At 62.5% G+C, this 15,947-nt stretch carries 17 protein-coding genes; 12 read left to right on the forward strand and 5 right to left on the reverse strand.

From position 1 onward, the window contains the following. The first annotated feature begins 110 nt into the window (after positions 1 to 110). The 7 genes from yedA (at position 111) to AC0V2S_RS22605 (ending at position 5,801) form a co-directional block, all read left to right on the forward strand. Positions 111 to 995 carry a drug/metabolite exporter YedA gene (gene yedA / locus AC0V2S_RS22575; protein WP_475511658.1) on the forward strand — a complete coding sequence of 295 codons (885 nt, stop codon included), beginning with the start codon at positions 111 to 113 and terminating at the stop codon, positions 993 to 995. A gap of 72 nt (positions 996 to 1,067) precedes the next feature. Then, positions 1,068 to 1,577, forward strand: a complete 510-nt coding sequence (locus AC0V2S_RS22580; RefSeq protein WP_475511659.1) for a transporter substrate-binding domain-containing protein — start codon at positions 1,068 to 1,070, stop codon at positions 1,575 to 1,577. Further along, entirely contained in the window at positions 1,499 to 1,918 is a 420-nt protein-coding gene (locus tag AC0V2S_RS22585; protein WP_475511660.1) for a hypothetical protein, read from the forward strand. Before AC0V2S_RS22580 ends, AC0V2S_RS22585 begins: the two co-directional genes overlap by 79 nt. Then, positions 1,894 to 2,325 (forward strand): PAS domain-containing protein, encoded by a 432-nt coding sequence (locus tag AC0V2S_RS22590; RefSeq protein ID WP_475511661.1) that lies wholly within the window; start codon positions 1,894 to 1,896, stop codon positions 2,323 to 2,325. The genes AC0V2S_RS22585 and AC0V2S_RS22590 overlap by 25 nt, the downstream gene beginning before the upstream one ends. Continuing rightward, the gene (locus AC0V2S_RS22595) at positions 2,232 to 2,429 is read left to right on the forward strand and encodes a hypothetical protein (protein WP_475511662.1); all 198 of its coding nucleotides are present in this window, start codon (positions 2,232 to 2,234) and stop codon (positions 2,427 to 2,429) included. Before AC0V2S_RS22590 ends, AC0V2S_RS22595 begins: the two co-directional genes overlap by 94 nt. Then, a complete protein-coding gene (locus tag AC0V2S_RS22600; protein WP_475511663.1) occupies positions 2,426 to 4,609 on the forward strand; it encodes a response regulator in 2,184 nt (727 codons plus the stop codon). The genes AC0V2S_RS22595 and AC0V2S_RS22600 overlap by 4 nt, the downstream gene beginning before the upstream one ends. Before the next feature lies 1 nt (position 4,610). Next, a complete protein-coding gene (locus tag AC0V2S_RS22605; protein ID WP_475511664.1) occupies positions 4,611 to 5,801 on the forward strand; it encodes an HD domain-containing phosphohydrolase in 1,191 nt (396 codons plus the stop codon). Between the two features lie 115 nt (positions 5,802 to 5,916). Here the strand turns inward: AC0V2S_RS22605 and AC0V2S_RS22610 are convergent, their stop codons facing one another. Next, complete coding sequence (locus AC0V2S_RS22610; protein ID WP_475511665.1) at positions 5,917 to 6,558, reverse strand: NAD(P)-dependent oxidoreductase; 642 nt, start codon at positions 6,556 to 6,558, stop codon at positions 5,917 to 5,919. A gap of 102 nt (positions 6,559 to 6,660) precedes the next feature. Here AC0V2S_RS22610 and AC0V2S_RS22615 point away from each other — a divergent pair, with 102 nt between their 5' ends. From AC0V2S_RS22615 to bfr, 4 genes are all read left to right on the forward strand, one after another. Continuing rightward, positions 6,661 to 7,551 carry a LysR family transcriptional regulator gene (locus tag AC0V2S_RS22615; RefSeq protein WP_475511666.1) on the forward strand — a complete coding sequence of 297 codons (891 nt, stop codon included), beginning with the start codon at positions 6,661 to 6,663 and terminating at the stop codon, positions 7,549 to 7,551. Positions 7,552 to 7,732: 181 nt separating this feature from the next. Continuing rightward, positions 7,733 to 8,626 (forward strand): PA4780 family RIO1-like protein kinase, encoded by an 894-nt coding sequence (locus tag AC0V2S_RS22620; RefSeq protein WP_475511667.1) that lies wholly within the window; start codon positions 7,733 to 7,735, stop codon positions 8,624 to 8,626. Positions 8,627 to 8,774: 148 nt separating this feature from the next. Then, a complete protein-coding gene (locus AC0V2S_RS22625; protein WP_475511668.1) occupies positions 8,775 to 9,635 on the forward strand; it encodes an EamA family transporter in 861 nt (286 codons plus the stop codon). A 58-nt stretch (positions 9,636 to 9,693) separates the two neighbouring features. Continuing rightward, positions 9,694 to 10,158 (forward strand): bacterioferritin, encoded by a 465-nt coding sequence (bfr, locus tag AC0V2S_RS22630; protein ID WP_271198293.1) that lies wholly within the window; start codon positions 9,694 to 9,696, stop codon positions 10,156 to 10,158. A gap of 81 nt (positions 10,159 to 10,239) precedes the next feature. Here the strand turns inward: bfr and cueR are convergent, their stop codons facing one another. The 4 genes from cueR to AC0V2S_RS22650 all read right to left on the reverse strand — a co-directional run bounded on the left by cueR (position 10,240) and on the right by AC0V2S_RS22650 (position 14,609). Then, positions 10,240 to 10,638 carry a Cu(I)-responsive transcriptional regulator gene (gene cueR / locus AC0V2S_RS22635; protein ID WP_475511669.1) on the reverse strand — a complete coding sequence of 133 codons (399 nt, stop codon included), beginning with the start codon at positions 10,636 to 10,638 and terminating at the stop codon, positions 10,240 to 10,242. After that, on the reverse strand, positions 10,635 to 13,025 hold the full coding sequence (locus AC0V2S_RS22640) for a heavy metal translocating P-type ATPase (protein ID WP_475511670.1): 2,391 nt from the start codon (positions 13,023 to 13,025) through the stop codon (positions 10,635 to 10,637). The genes cueR and AC0V2S_RS22640 overlap by 4 nt, the downstream gene beginning before the upstream one ends. Positions 13,026 to 13,557: 532 nt before the next feature. Further along, positions 13,558 to 13,947, reverse strand: coding sequence for a hypothetical protein (locus AC0V2S_RS22645; RefSeq protein ID WP_475511671.1), 390 nt, complete (start codon positions 13,945 to 13,947; stop codon positions 13,558 to 13,560). 32 nt (positions 13,948 to 13,979) lie between these two features. Next, complete coding sequence (locus tag AC0V2S_RS22650; RefSeq protein ID WP_475511672.1) at positions 13,980 to 14,609, reverse strand: TetR family transcriptional regulator; 630 nt, start codon at positions 14,607 to 14,609, stop codon at positions 13,980 to 13,982. 152 nt (positions 14,610 to 14,761) lie between these two features. On the opposite strand from AC0V2S_RS22650, the gene AC0V2S_RS22655 reads away from it, so the two are divergent. Beyond that, positions 14,762 to 15,940 carry an efflux RND transporter periplasmic adaptor subunit gene (locus AC0V2S_RS22655; RefSeq protein ID WP_475511673.1) on the forward strand — a complete coding sequence of 393 codons (1,179 nt, stop codon included), beginning with the start codon at positions 14,762 to 14,764 and terminating at the stop codon, positions 15,938 to 15,940. Positions 15,941 to 15,947: the final 7 nt, after the last annotated feature.

Genomic DNA, 15,947 nt, shown 5'->3' on the forward strand with positions numbered 1-15,947 from the left:
CCAAACCCCCATCCAGCTGTACACCCAATCCCCTCCCTGACTGTGCCTGTCCCGCCCTGCGTTTCACCTCCTACACTCCCCCTCTTGCCTGCCGCCCGCCGAGCCCTTCCATGCGTCCGCGTATTCCGCTGCTGCTTATCGCTGCCTTTGCCGCTCTCTACATCATTTGGGGCTCTACCTATCTGGTAATCCGCATCGGCGTGGAAACCTGGCCGCCGCTATTAATGGGGGCGGTGCGGTTTCTGATTGCGGGTAGCCTGATGTATGGCTTTCTGCGCTTGCGCGGCACCCCGGCTCCCACCTGGCGGGAGTGGCGTGCGGCAGTGTCGGTCGGCACGTTGTTGCTGGCTTTCGGCAATGGCGGGGTGACGCTGGCCGAGCATGCCGGTGTGGCGTCGGGCGTGGCGGCGTTGGCGATTGCGACGGTGCCGCTGTTTACCTTGTTGTTTAACCGCTGGTTCGGCCATAGCAACTCGAAGCTGGAATGGGCCGGCATTGGCCTGGGTATGACCGGCATCGCCTTGCTCAATTTCGGCTCCAACTTGCAGGCCAGTCCTGCCGGGGCGGCGCTTATTCTGTTTGCGGCGGCCAGCTGGGCGTTTGGCTCGGTGTGGAGCAAAACCCAGCCGCTGCCCAATGGCCCCATGGCCAGCGCCACGGAAATGCTCGGCGGCGGCGCGGTGATGTTGCTGGGCAGCGTGCTCAGCGGTGAGCGCATGACGCAACTGCCCAGCGCCGCCGGCTGGGGCGCGTTGCTGTATCTGATTTTCTTCGGCTCGATTATCGCGTTCAGCTCGTACGTCTACCTGCTCAAGCATGTGCGCCCGGCTGCTGCCACCAGCTATGCCTACGTCAATCCGGTGGTGGCGGTGTTGCTCGGCATTCTGTTTGCCAATGAGCAGATCGGCGCCGAGGAGTGGCTGGCGATGCTGGTGATCATCAGCGCGGTGGTGCTGATAGGCTTGCCCCAATGGCGCCGCCTGCCTGTTCAATAGGGCCTGCCCAGGAGTAGCGTCGGCGGCCAGGCTGGCTAAGCTAGCTGAGCAAGCTCACGCAATGGAGGCAGTATGGGTGGTTGCAAGGCATGGCTGGTTGGCCTGCTGCTGGCGTTGGCCGCTGTGCAGGTGCCGGCGGCGCCGTTAAACCTCAACCCCGAGGAACGCGCCTGGGTGGCGGCCCATCCGTGGTGCGCGTCGGGTATTCAGCGCGGCGGCTGGGAGCCGTTTGATGTATTGGGCGAACTGGGTCAGCACACGGGTATTTCCGGCGATTACCTGGCCCTGCTCGGCAAACGCCTGGGCATTCGCTTCGAAGCGGTGCAAGTGGGCGATTGGGCCGCGGTACAGGAGGCTATGCGTACCGGGCAGATCGACCTGATTCCGTCGGTGGCCAAAACCGACGCCCGTGAAGCGCGCATGGCCTTCACCGAGTCCTACCTCACCAGCAACAGTCTGATCTTCACTCGCCACGAGCTGGCCATTTACCGCACCGAAGACTGGTGGGCAAACGCGTCGCCATTGAGCGCGGCTACGTCACCGAAGACCTGCTGCGCGCCGCCGTACCGCAGGCGCAACTAGTTGAAGTGGCGAGCGCCGAAGAGGCCCTGCGCGCGGTGTCTTCCGGCGGCGCCGATGCCTATATCGGCAACATGATTGTGGCCAGTTACCTGGTGCGCAAACTCAGCCTGGCCAATATCGAAATCCGGGGTGAGTCGGGCCTCTTGCGCAGCGAATTGCATTTCGCCGTGCGTCGCGACTGGCCGCAGTTGGTGGCGGTGCTCAATAAAGGTCTGGAAAGCCTGGACCGCGAAGAACACGAGCAAATTCTCGACCGCTGGCTGCCGCCGCTCTCGGCCTTCAATTGCGCAGCCTGTTTATCGTCGGTTGGCCCTATATGTTGGGAGTGCTGGCCGCGCTGATCGTCGTCGTGCTGTGGAACCGCCACCTGCGCACGCAGATTCGCCAGCGGCGTCTGGCCGAAGCCGAAGTGGTGCGCCAGCGCAGTACCTTGCTGGCCATCATCAACGCCATTCCCGATCCCATCTGGTTCAAGGATATCCAAGGCCGTTATCTGGGCATCAATCAGGCCTGCGCCGAGCTGTTCGGGCAGAATAGCGAGCAGGTGCTGGGCAAGCGCGACCATGAGCTGCTCAACCTCGAATGGGCCGCCGCGCGTGAAGAGCACGACTACACCGCCATCACCCGCGACAGCACCTACGAAGCGAAGGTCGGGTGCGCTACCCCGATGGCCGCTGGGTGGTGTTTGACACCCTGCGCACCATCTTTCGCGATGACCGTGGCGTGCCGCTGGGCCTCGTGGGTGTGAGCCGCGATATCACCGTGCGCAAAGAGGCCGAAGCGGCCATGGCAGACGCCAGGAGCTGGCCGAGGAAGCGGCGCGGCTCAAGTCGGATTTCCTCGCCAATATGAGCCACGAAATCCGCACGCCCATGAACGCCATTATCGGCATGGCCCACCTGGCGCAGAAAACCGACCTGCAACCGCGCCAGCGCAGCTACGTGGACAAAATTCAGCAGGCCAGCCAGCACCTGCTGGGGGTGATCAACGACATCCTCGACTTTTCCAAGATCGAGGCCGGCAAGCTGGGTATCGAGCACATCGACTTCAACCTGCAACAGGTGCTGGAGAACGTCGCCAACCTGATTGGCGACAAGGTGGCCGGCAAGAACCTCGAGCTGGTGTTTAACCTCGACCCCAAGCTACCGCTGCAACTGGTGGGCGACCCACTGCGTATTGGTCAGATATTGATCAACTACGCCAATAACGCCGTGAAGTTCACCGAGCGCGGCGAGATCGAAGTGCTGATCCGCGCTGAACAGCAGGAAGCTGGGCAGGTGCAGGTGTACTTCGCCGTGCGCGACACCGGCATCGGCATCAGCCATGACCAGCTGGAGCGGCTGTTCGAATCGTTCCAGCAGGCCGACAGCTCCACCACCCGCAAATACGGCGGCACCGGTTTGGGCTTGGCCATTTGCAAACGCCTGGCCGAAGCGATGGGCGGGCGGGTTGGCGTGCAGAGCCAGGCAGGGCGCGGCAGCCTGTTCTGGTGCCGGTTGCCATTGGGCATTTCCAGCGAAACCCAGCACGTGTTGCAGCCTCAGCCGAATTTGCGCGGCCGCCGGGTGTTGGTGGTGGACGATAACGACAGCGCCCGCCGGGTGCTGCACGACATGCTGGTAAGCATGAGTTTTCGGGTGGAGACGGCGGTATCCGGCGGGGCGGCCTTGCGCCAGGTGCAACTGGCCGACCACGGCCGGCCGTTCGACCTGGTGTTACTCGACTGGCATATGCCGGACATGGACGGCATCGAAACCGCGCGCCAACTGCAGGGCCTGGCGTTGCAGGCGCAGCCGCGGATGCTGATGGTCACCGCCCATGGCCGCGAAGAAGTGCTGCACGATGCGCGGCAGGTCGGGGTCGACGATGTGCTGCTCAAACCGCTCAATCCTTCGGTGTTGCTGGATGCGGTGGTCAATACACTGGCCAACCACGACAGCAAGGTGCCGGTCAGCGAAGTGGCGGTCACCGATTCCGGCCTGCCGAACCTGGCCGGCAAGCGCGTGCTGCTGGTCGAAGACAACGAACTCAACCGCGAAGTGGTCTGCGGGTTGCTGGAAGAAAGTGGCTTGCAGATCGAACAGGCCGAAGACGGCGCGCAGGCGGTGGCTATCTTGCTGGCCAAAGGCGCGGGCCACTTCGATCTGGTGCTGATGGATATGCAGATGCCGGTGCTCGATGGCCTTGCCGCCACCCGCCGCTTGCGTGCCGAACCGCAATTCGCCCAGCTGCCGATCGTGGCCATGACCGCCAACGCCATGCCCGCCGACCGCGAGCGCTGCCTGGAGGCCGGCATGGACGACCACCTGGGCAAACCGCTAGACCCCGACCAACTCTGGCGCACCCTGGCGCGCTGGCTGCGAGTGGCGACGCCAGGCAGCAACGAGCCTGCCAGCACACCGCCACCCGCCTGGGAATTGCCCGGTGTGGATCTGGCCAGCGGCCTGCGCCGGGTGCTCGGCAAGCCCGAGCTGTACCAGCGTCTGCTGCTGAAATTTGCCGCCAGCCAGAAAGACTTCACCGGCCAATTACGTTTGGCAATGAACCAAGGGGAGGGCGAAGCTGCCGAACGTCTGGCCCATAGCCTCAAGGGCCTGGCCGGTAATCTCGGCGCGGTGGATTTGCAAACCCAGGTAGCGCTGCTGGAGAACGCCCTGAAAGATTCTAGGGCCAGTGATGAGTTGGAACCCTTGATCAATGAGGTGAACCAAAGCCTCAGCGCGCTGGTGCAGGCCATTGAACAGCTTTGGCCGGTAACCCTGAGCGACGCGCCGGTAGCGGTAGACCCCAAACAACTCACGGCGGTGTGTCAGCAACTGGCCGGCCTGTTCGCCCACGACGACCCGCGTGCCGGCAAAGTGTTCGAAGCCCAGGCCGGTTTACTGCGCAGCGCCTTCGATGGCGATTACCCGCCGTTGGCCGAGGCCGTTCGCTGCTACGATTTTGAACAGGCACTGACGTTATTGCGCAAAACCAGTGAACAGCGTGGCGTGAACCTTCAGGGCTCAGCCTTTGATGACAGGAGAGGGTGATATGGACGGGATACTCGACCGACCCGAGCAGGCGCTGGTGCTGGTGGTGGATGACACCCCGGAGAACCTCGAGCTGATGAGTGAACTGCTGCTGCCGAGCTATAGGGTGAAAGTCGCAAGCTCCGGGCTCAAGGCCCTGCGCATCGCCATCAGCAGTCCGCCGCCGGACTTGATCCTGCTGGACATCATGATGCCGCTGATGGACGGCTACGAAGTGTGCAAACGCCTCAAGGCCGACCCGCAGACCCGCGATATCCCGGTGATTTTTCTCACCGCCAAAACCGAGGTGGCCGATGAGCAGAACGGCTTTAACCTCGGTGCCGTGGACTACATCACCAAACCCATCAGCCCGCCGCTGGTGCTGGCGCGGGTGAAAGCGCAGCTGCAACTGAAGGCCGGTGCCGATTTTCTGCGCGACAAAGGCGAATACCTGCAGCTGGAAGTGCGCCGCCGCACCCGCGATATCGAAAAGCTCCAGGAAGTCACGATCGAAGCCATGGCCAACCTGGCGCGCATGCGCGAAAACCCGGGTGGCGGGCATCTGGCGCGCATCGAGCCGTATATGGTCGAACTGGCTTCTGCGCTGGTCAGCCAACAGCCGGCCTTGGTCGACGAGTTGACGCCAATCCGCATTGCCCGTCTGGGCAAGTCGGCCATGCTCCACGGCATCGGCCGCCTGACTTTGCCTGACCGCATTCTGCACAGCCTGGTGCCGTTGGAAGATACGGACGTCGAGATGCTCCATCGGCATGCCGAGGCCGGCTTTGCCGCCTTGCAAGCCGCCGAAGATAAACTCGGCAGCACCGAAAGTTTTCTGACCGACGCCAAGCATATTGTTCACAGCCAGCACGAACGCTGGGATGGCAGTGGTTATCCACAGGGCCTGCGCGGCGAGCAGATTCCGTTGCCGGCGCGGCTGATGGCCGTGGTCGGCCGATACGAAGAACTGACCGCCCACCACCCGTACCGACAAACCGCCAGCCATGCCGAGGCGGTGGAACTTATCAGCGCCGGCAGTGGCACCGAGTTCGATCCGTTGGTGGTGATGGCCTTCCTCGGCGCAGCCGATGAGTTCTGCAGTTTGGCGTTGGGGCTGGCCGATAACGCCGAAGCCATTCACTCCGACCTGCAGCGGCTGGATGAGTCGTTTGGGGAAACGATTGAGCTGACGTTGCCGCAGGAGCCTGCCTGACTATTCTTAATTCGCTTCACGATTCTGGGTCCCCGCCTTCGCGGGGATGACGGGGAAGGGTGCCAAAACCTCCGTCATTCCGGCGCAGGCCGGAATCCAGAATGTTGGAAGAGACTCAGCTAGCGACCGTAAACCGCTGCCGCACCTGCTTGCCCTGCTCCAACTCATCCACAATTGCCACCGCCAAGTCCGCGACACTGATCCCCGCTGGCGCCGCGCCATCCATTAGCAGCTCTTCGCCACCCACCCGGTAATGGCCTGTGCGCTCACCCGGTTGCAACAACGCCGGCGGCGACAGAAAGGTCCACGACAACTGGTGTTCATTGCGCAGCTGATTCAGATGCTGACGAGCGCCTTCGGCGCCATTCTTGTAGGCCGCCGGGAAGTCTGGCGTATCGATCAATTGCAGGCCCGGCGCCACATACAGGCTACCGGCACCGCCCACCACCAACAGACGACCGACCGCGGCCGCTTTGCTCGCCGCCACAATCGCGCTGCTGCCCTTGAGAAACAGCGGCAGGATATCGGCCTTGTCCCAACCGGGATTGAAGGCGCTTACCACAACGTCGTGCCCCTTCAACACAGGTGCCAGCGCCGCCGCGTCATAGGCATCGGCTTTCACGGCCGTGAGCTGGGCATGGGCCGGCAGTTTTTCTGGGTGCTGAACGATACCGGTCACTTGGTGACCACGGTTCAAGGCTTCTTGCAAAACGGCCGCGCCAACAAAGCCGCTGGCGCCGATCAGGGCGATTTTCATGGGTGTCTCCGACTGGGTAAGTAAGTGGTGGCTATCATCTGCGATGGGTAAAGGTCGGAGAAATAGGCTAAAAAGGCTTAAACACTTAAGCAGAACTTAATAATGGAACAGCTCAAGCGCATGGCCGTGTTCGCCACGGTGGTGGATAAAGGCTCGATGGTGGCCGCCGCTGCCGAGTTGGGCATGACGGCCTCGGCGGTCAGCCAGCAGATCAGCAAGCTGGAGGCCAGCACCCAGGTCAGCCTGCTGCACCGCACCACCCGCAAGCTGACCCTTACCGAAGCTGGCGCCACCTTTTACCGCAGCTGCGCCCAAGTGCTGGCGTTGGCCCAGGAGGCCGAGCAACGGTTGCTGGAGTTGCGCGACGCGCCGGTGGGGGAGTTACGCATTGCCGCTCCGGTCGGGTTTGCCGGCGGCCGTTTGAGCCGGGCGCTGGGGCCGTTGTTGGCCGCGCATCGGCAATTGCGCCTGCAGATTTTCTTCGACGATGAGCAGGTGGACCTGATCGAGCACCGCATCGATATCGCCCTGCGGGTCGGCCGCCTGGAAAACTCCAGCCTGGTGGCGCGCCATGTGGTCGATTGGAACGCCGTGCTATGCGCCTCGCCGGCCTACCTGGCGCAGCATCCGCCGATCGAAACGCCGGAGCAGTTGGCCGACCTCGATTGGCTAAGCCTGAGCACCCAGCACCTGCCGCAGCAATTGATCCTCTCCAACGCCAACGGCGAAGAACGTCGGCTCAAGCTGGAAAGCCGCATCAGCTGCAACAACATGATTGCTGCGCGCGAGTTCACCCTGGCCGGTATGGGCTTTTCCATTCAGGCCGAGCCTGAAGTCCGCGGTGAATTGGCCAGTGGCCGGTTGCAGCGCGTGCTACCCGATTGGCAGCACGCGCCCTTGCCGCTGTACCTCGTTACCCCACGGCGCGACGCGCAGCCGGCGAAAGTGCGCTATGCCATAGAGGCGCTGAAGCAGAATTTGCAGCGCGGCTAATTCTGGCGAAACCTTCCCAAATAAACCTACTCAACATGCCAACGATTTGCCCTGCTTCGCGTTCCCAGGGTCGGCATCTGCAACGGGCTGTGAGAGGATGGGCCCCAGCCGGCCTCGGACAGCATGAGCACCCAGGCACGCCCACAGACTTCTGGCATAAAAGGACCCTTGATAAAAGCTGATGAAGACTCCCAAACGCATTGAACCCCTGATTGAAGATGGCTTGGTCGATGAGGTGCTGCGCCCGCTAATGAGCGGTAAGGAAGCAGCGGTCTATGTGGTGCGCTGCGGTAAAGAGTTACGTTGTGCCAAGGTCTATAAAGAAGCCAACAAGCGCAGCTTTCGCCAGGCTGCCGAGTACCAGGAAGGCCGCAAGGTCCGTAACAGCCGCGACGCCCGGGCCATGGCCAAGGGCTCCAAGCACGGGCGCAAGGAACAGGAAGAAAACTGGCAGAACGCCGAAGTGGCCGCCTTGTTCCGTCTGGCCAGTGCCGGCGTGCGCGTGCCCAAACCGTTCGACTTCCTCGACGGCGTGCTGCTGATGGAAATGATCGCTGGCGCCGACGGCGACGCCGCACCGCGTTTGAACGACGTGGTGATGGAGCCTGACGAAGCGCGCGAATACCACGCCTTCCTGATCCGCCAGATTGTGCTGATGTTGTGTGCCGGCCTGGTACACGGCGACCTTTCGGAATTCAACGTACTGCTCGATGCCAACGGCCCGGTGATTATCGACCTGCCACAAGCTGTCGACGCCGCCGGCAACAACCATGCGTTCAGCATGTTGGAGCGCGATGTCGGCAACATGGCCGCCTACTTCGGCCGCTACGCGCCGGAGCTCAAGGCCACGCGTTACGCCAAGGAAATGTGGGCGTTATACGAAGCCGGCACCTTGCACCCGGCGAGCGTGCTCACCGGTGAGTTTGCCGAGGAAGAAGAGAGCGCTGACGTGGGCGCCGTGATGCGCGAGATTGAAGCGGCGCGGTTGGACGAGCAGCGCAAGCAGGCTGCCCGTGCCGACGCGGAAGGCCCGGCCAAAACGGACGAGCCGCCACCGCCGCCTTGGTTGCAATAGCTTTTGTAGGGTGTGCTCCGCGCACCAGGCGATTCACCCGATATCGCCATGGTGCGCGGAGCACACCCTACAAAAATCATCGCCATCTGTATCCATACATTCCCCCGCTCAACTGCTAGCGTAGGCCCAGAATTTCTGGAGCCTCGCCATGCCGTTACGCCACGCCCTGCTTGCCTTGCTGGTCACCCTGATCTGGGGGATTAACTTCGTGGTGATCAAGGTGGGCCTGCAGGATTTCCCGCCGCTGCTCTTCTGTGCCCTGCGCTTTGCCCTGGCCGCTTTGCCGCTGCTGTTTCTGCGCGGCCCGATGCCGGCGCCGTTGTGGCGAATCGTGCAGATCGGTCTGCTGCTGGGCGTGTTCAAGTTCGGCGTGCTGTTTGTCGGCATGCACCTGGGCATGCCGGCGGGCCTGTCGTCGCTGGTGCTGCAGAGCCAAGTGTTTTTCACCATCCTGATTGCCGCCGTGATGCTCGGCGAACGGCCCAGCCACCGCGCGTTGGCCGGCTTGGCGTTGGCCGCTTGCGGGCTGGTGCTGATTGGTTGGCAGCGGCCCATGGGCGACAGCCTGCTGGCGTTTGCCCTGGTGGTATTCGCCGCATTGATGTGGGCCTGCGCCAATATCGCCACCAAGCGCTCCGGCGCCACCGACATGCTGCGTCTGATCTGCTGGATCAGCCTGATTCCGCCGCTGCCGCTGTTGGCCCTTTCCTATGTGTTCGAAGGACCGGAGGCCATCAACTTCGCCCTCACGCACATCACCCTGCGGGGCATTGGCGCCCTGCTGTTTATCGCCTTTCTCGCCACCACGGTCGGCTTTGCCATCTGGAGCTTTCTGCTGCGCCGTTACCCAGCCAGTGTGGTCACGCCCTTCGCCTTGGCGGTGCCGGTTTCCGGGCTGTTGGCCGGTTGGCTGTTGCTCGATGAGCAACTGAGTTCGCTGAGTTGGCTGGCCTGCGCGCTGGTGTTTGTAGGCTTGGCTGTGACGGTGTTGCCGAAACGTCGGGCTTGACCGCTCGGGCATAGCGGTCGAAGCTTTCGCCTTCGGTTTTTTGTGCGGGGAAATGGCAATGCAGGGTAATAACGAAGTCGTCGAATACCTCAAGGATCTGCTGCGCGGCGAATTGTCTGCCCGCGACCAGTATTTCCTGCATTCGCGCATGTACCAGGACTGGGGCTTCAACAAGCTATATGAGCGCATCAACCACGAGATGGAAGAAGAAACCCAGCACGCTGATGCCCTGCTGCAGCGCATCCTGTTTCTGGAAAGCACCCCGGACATGACGCCCAAACCCATGTTCCCAGGCGCCACCGTGCCCGACATGCTGCGCAGCGACCTCAAGCTGGAATACGAAGTACGCGCCGCGCTCAGCAAAGGCGTGGCTCTGTGCGAAACCCACAAGGACTACATCAGCCGCGACATCCTGATTCTGCAACTGCAGGACACCGAGGAAGATCACGCGTATTGGCTGGAGCAGCAGCTCGGTTTGATTGACCGGATCGGGCTGGAGAATTACCTGCAATCGCAGGCTTAAGACAGCACAACACCTATCGAGGCTGAAGCCTCTCCCACAGGGGCCGGGCTGTCTGTGGGAGAGGCTTCAGCCTCGATGCTTTTAAGCGCAACACCCCCTCTCCAAATCCTTCAATATCGGGCAATCCGGGCGGTCGTCGCCGTGGCAGTTTTGCGCCAGCTCCTGCAGCGTGTCGCGCAGGCTGGTGAGTTCTTCAATCTTGCGATTCAGCGCCTCGATATGGTCGCGGGCCAGGGCTTTTACGTCGGCGCTGGCACGTTGGCGGTCTTGCCAGAGCGTCAGCAGCTTGCCCACCTCTTCCAGGGAAAACCCCAGGTCGCGTGAGCGCTTGATAAACGCCAGGGTGTGCAAGTCTTGCGGCTGATAGTGGCGGTAGCCCGCCTCACTGCGATGGGCCGGTTGCAGCAGGCCGATGCTTTCGTAGTAGCGGATCATCTTGGCGCTCAGGCCTGAGCGTGTTGCCGCTTGGCCAATGTTCATTGCTCGTTCTCCTCAAAATCAGGCTTCCAGCGTTTCAGCAGCAGCGCATTGCTCACCACGCTGACGCTCGACAGCGCCATCGCTGCGCCGGCCAGCATCGGGTTAAGCAAGCCGAACGCCGCCAGCGGAATGCCCACCAGGTTGTAGATAAAGGCCCAGAACAGGTTCTGGCGAATTTTGCTGTAGGTGCGTCGGCTGATATCCAGCGCGGCCGGCACCAAGCGCGGGTCGCCGCGCATCAGGGTAATACCGGCGGCCTGCATGGCCACGTCGGTGCCGCCGCCCATGGCGATGCCGACATCGGCAGCCGCCAGCGCCGGCGCGTCGTTGATGCCGTCGCCGACCATGGCGACCGTAGCGTGCTGTTTCAGGCCATTGATCAGTGCGGATTTATCGCCTGGCAACACTTGGGCGTGCACCGACTCGATGCCCAATACATCGGCCACCGCCTGGGCGCTGCCCTGGTTGTCGCCGCTGATCAGGTGGCAGGTAATCTGCCGCTGGCGCAACGCGGCGATGGCGGGGGCGGCGCCGGGTTTGAGGGTGTCGCCGAAGGCCAGAAGGCCGAGTACTTGGGGCGTCGGTTGCAGTTCAAGCAGCCACGACAACGTGCGGCCTTCGGCTTCCCAGGCGCTGGCTTGCGCGTCGAAATGCTCGCCGGGCAGTTGGCTTTCTTCCAATAACCGGCGATTGCCCAAGGCCAGTTGCCGACCGTCGACGGTGCCGGCAATACCCCGTCCGGCCAGGGCGCGGTTGGCGGTTACGGTTGGCAGTTCAAGCCCGCGCTCTTCACACGCTTGCAGCACAGCTTTGGCCAACGGATGTTCGCTACCGCGTTGCAACGCGCCAGCGAGACTCAACAGTTCACCTTCGTCCTGACTGGCCTGCAGATGCACGATCTGCGGGCTGCCGGACGTGAGCGTGCCGGTCTTGTCGAACGCCACCACACTGACCTTATGGGCAATCTCCAGCGCCTGGGCGTCCTTGATCAAAATGCCGTGTTTGGCCGCGACCCCGGTGCCGGCCATGATCGCCGTCGGCGTGGCCAGGCCCAGCGCGCACGGGCAGGCAATCACCAGTACGGCCACGGCATTGAGTAGCGCCGTTTCCAGCCCGGCGCCGACCAACAGCCAGCCGGCGAGGGTGAGCAGGGCGGCGGCAATCACCACCGGTACAAACACCTGGCTGACCCGGTCCACCAGCTTCTGAATCGGCGCCTTGGCGGCCTGGGCGTCTTCCACCAAGCGGATAATGCGCGCCAGCACGGTTTCACCGCCCAACGCCTGGGTACGCACCAACAAGCGGCCTTCACCATTGATGGCGCCGCTGGTTACCCGGTCGCCGGGTTCCTTGGGTTGCGGCAGGCTTTCGCCAGTGATCAGAGCTTCATCGGCATAGCTTTGGCCTTCCACCACCTCGCCATCCACGGCAAAACGCTCGCCCGGCTTCACCACAATCAGATCGCCCAAGGTGATGGCGCTGATTGCCACCCGCTCTTCCACACCGTCATGCAGGCGCACGGCGCTATCGGGGCGCAGTGCTTCGAGGGCACGAATGGCACTGGCGGTTTGGCGTTTGGCGCGGCTTTCTAAATATTTACCAAGCAGCACCAGGCTGATGACCACGGCGGAGGCTTCGAAATACAGGTGCGGCATGGCGCCGGCTGGAGCACTCCACCATTGATAAAGGCTTAAGCCGTAGGCCGCGCTGGTGCCCAGGGCGACAAGCAAATCCATATTGCCGGCACCGGCGCGTACGGCTTTGTAGGCCGCGATGTAAAAGCGCGCACCGAGGATAAATTGCACCGGCGTGGCCAGGGCGAATTGCACCCAGGCGGGGAGCATCCAATGCACGCCGGTCCACTCCAGCAGCATCGGCGCTACCAGTGGCAGCGACAGCACGATTGCGAGCAACACGGCCCAACGCTCGCGCTGCAAATGGCGCTGCGGGTCTGGTTGGGGCTGGGCGTCGTTGATCAAGCTGGCGCTATAGCCAGCGCCTTGTACGGCAGCGAGCAGGGATGCCGGGTCGACGTTGCCAATCAACTCGAGATGGGCGCGCTCGGTGGCCAGGTTGACGGCGACGCTGCTGACGCCCGGAACCTGAGCCAATGCCCGTTCGATGCGACCGGCGCAGCTGGCGCAGGTCATGCCGGTGATGGCCAGTTCCAGGCGCTGAGTGCTCACTTTGTAACCCGCGCCTTGCACGGCTTCGATAAGGCGCGGCAGGGCGTCGGCGGGGGCCTGGATACGGGCGTGTTCGGTGGCCAGGTTGACGCTGGCCTGCTCAACGCCGGGCACTTTCTGCAACGCGCGCTCGACGCGGCCGGCGCAACCGGCGCAGGTCATGCCTTCTATCGGTAGGTCGAACGCGAGAGGGGTGGTCATGGGGGCGATCTCCAGTGAGTTCGCTTACAGGATCAACCTTGACCTGTGGGTAAGGTCAAGCGCAAAAAGCCAAATCAAAGGCCCCCTCTCCCCAGCCCTCTCCCGCAAGCGGGAGAGGGGGCAGTTCGGAGTGGATTTTTCGCCTTACATCACCCCTCGCCCGCTTGCGGGAGAGGGGCTGGGGGAGAGGGGCCTTTGATCTGGCTTGTGATTGGTCCGCCCCTTTAGCGCCAGGCCGAGTGGAGTCGTTGCGTAGGGGGTCGTAGCGGCCGGGAGCCGCGAAGAGGGATGGGGCCATGGATGGCCCTCAGCCCGGCCCCTGGAGCGACGACGGAGGGAGGGAAGTCGGAGCGCAGCGGAGACCCCAGGTAGGGGCAAGCCGTTTTTGGTTACTTTTTAGGGCGACTGCTAAAAAGTGACTCGCGCGTAAGGCGCGAAACAAAAACGCTCAGCGCACGCGGTAATGAAGAAAATCCCCGTACGCCAAACAATCGCAAAGGTGCGCGCAGCACACCCTACAAAAGCCCATCGTCTATTGGTTTAGGGGCGGCGCCTGCAACAAATAAAGCCCCGTGGTATTCAACCCAATCCGATACCGCCGAATCTCCCCCGGAATCAAATCCACCGAAATACTGGTCGCCTGACTAATCCCCGGCGAACAAACCCCAGGCCCCAGCAACCCCAACCGCACCGAAATCGCCCCCGGGGGCAAATTGAACGCTACCGACTGCCCCTGCCACAACCGCGCCGCCAGCTGATCCTGCAGATACAACCCGATATCACACGGGCTACCCACCTCCAGCCGCTCGCGGGAAATGATCAACACCCCATAACCATCCGACTGCGGCGTCATCGCATCGGCAAATTCCGCCTGAGCCAGCAGCGGCATCAGCAGCATCCAGATAAATAGAAACAGGCGCATGGTCAGCCTCCAGCCAGCAGTTACCACCTAGGTTAGTTGCTCAATGGCCACTCGCGGGCCAGACCGCGGAAGATCGCATCCACCATCGGCCCCGCCTGCTGCTCCGGTTCGTACAGCTCGGGGTCGCGCAGGTAGTCGCTGAACAGGCCAATGACCAGGCCGTGCAAGGTCAGCGCCGCCAGGCGCGGCGTCATGCCAGGGTGCAGATGCCCCTGCTCGCCGGCACGCTGAAATAGCGTTTCACACAGGTCGATAAATTGCCGCACAAAGGCGTTGTGGCTGTCTTCGGCTTCGCGCAGGTCATCGGTGAATTCGCAGCGAAACATCAGGATCGTCATGATCCGCCGCTTCTGCCCGTCATGAACCAGATTCACCAACGCATCCACGCAAATATCGCGCAGGGTTTGCAGCGGCTCGCTGTGGTTGTCGCTGGACAGCAGTTCGGCCATTTGCTCGGGCGGCAGGCGCACCTGGTTGAGCATTTCGTGGAACAAATGGGCCTTGTTTTCAAAGTGCCAATACACCGCACCGCGCGTCACGTCCGCGGTTTTGGCGATTTGGTCGAGGGTGGTGTGGCCCACGCCTTTTTGCAGAAACAACGTTTCCGCGGCCAGCAAGATGGCGCTGCGGGTTTTCTCTGCTTCTTCTTTGGTTTTGCGCATGGCGGTTGGGCTAATTCTGTCTAGGCTCTGTTCAGTTAGAGCGGGGGTAAGGGCAGTGTAATGGCCTGTGGGGGCTTTACAAACAACCTTGTATGTATCGACCGGCTCTGGGACACCTTTATCTATTTATGCGCTAGGTCATGGAGACCGTTATGCCGTACGCCTTGTCTTCGTTTGTTGTGCCGCTTTCTCTGATAACCGTGACCCTATTCAGCACCGCCAGCCTGGCGGCGGATGCACCTGCCGCACCCGCGCCGCCACCGCCCGAAGTGACGGTGGAAACGGCCAAGGCGGAAACCTTCCCGCTGGTGCTGGAGTATTCCGGCCGTACGGCCGGCTACCGCGAAGTGCAGGTGCGCGCGCAGGTTAGCGGCATCTTGCAGCAACGTACCTACGACGAAGGCAGCAAGGTGAAAGCCGGGCAGGTGCTATTTCGTATCGACCCGCGGCCCTACCAGGCGGCATTGATGCGCGCCAATGGTGCTCTGGCGCAGGCGCAGGCGCGCTACCGCCAGACCGACCGCGACCTCAAGCGTATTCGCGAGCTGCAGAAGAAAGGCTTCGCCAGCGAAAGCGAGCTGGATAACGCGGTGTCGAACTTCGAGCAGAGCAAGGCCAATGTCGAAGCCGCCAAGGCCGACGTGGAAACCAGCCAGATCAACCTCGACTACACCACCGTGGTCGCGCCCATCTCTGGCATCACCAGCAAGCAAACCGTATCCGAGGGCAGCCTTGTTGTGGCCTCCGACCCCAACGCCAGCCTGCTGACCCAGCTCACCCAACTCGACCCGCTGTACGTCAACTTCGCCTACCCCGACACCGAAGCCGAACGCCTGCGCGAAGGCGTGCAGAGCGGCAAGCTGTCGATGCCCCAGGACGGCAAGTTGTTCGCCGTGCTCAAGTTCGGCGATGGCAGCAACTACCCGCTGGAAGGCCGAGTCGACTTTACCGACAGCTTCGTCAGCAGCGGCACCGGTACCGTCAGTGCCCGCGCCGTGGTGCCCAATCCGGATCAGAAATTGCTGCCTGGCCAGTTTATGCGCGTGGTGATCAAGGGCCTGACCCGGCCCAACGCGGTAACCGTGCCTGAGCGCGCCTTGCTGCAAGGGCCCAAGGGCACCTTTGTGTATGTGGTGGATGCGCAGGGCACGGCCCATGTACGCCAGGTGGCCACCGGGCCGACCTCTGAGGGACGTTGGGTAATCGAGTCGGGCGTCATTGTCGGCGACAAGGTGATTGTCGAGGGCGTGCTCAAGGTTCGCCCCGAGTCGCCGGTCAAGGCCAGTGAGGCCCCAGCTGCTGCCGCCGAGCAACCTGCGAAAAAATCCTAAGGAGCGT

Source organism: Pseudomonas sp. CC11G (assembly GCF_056174845.1).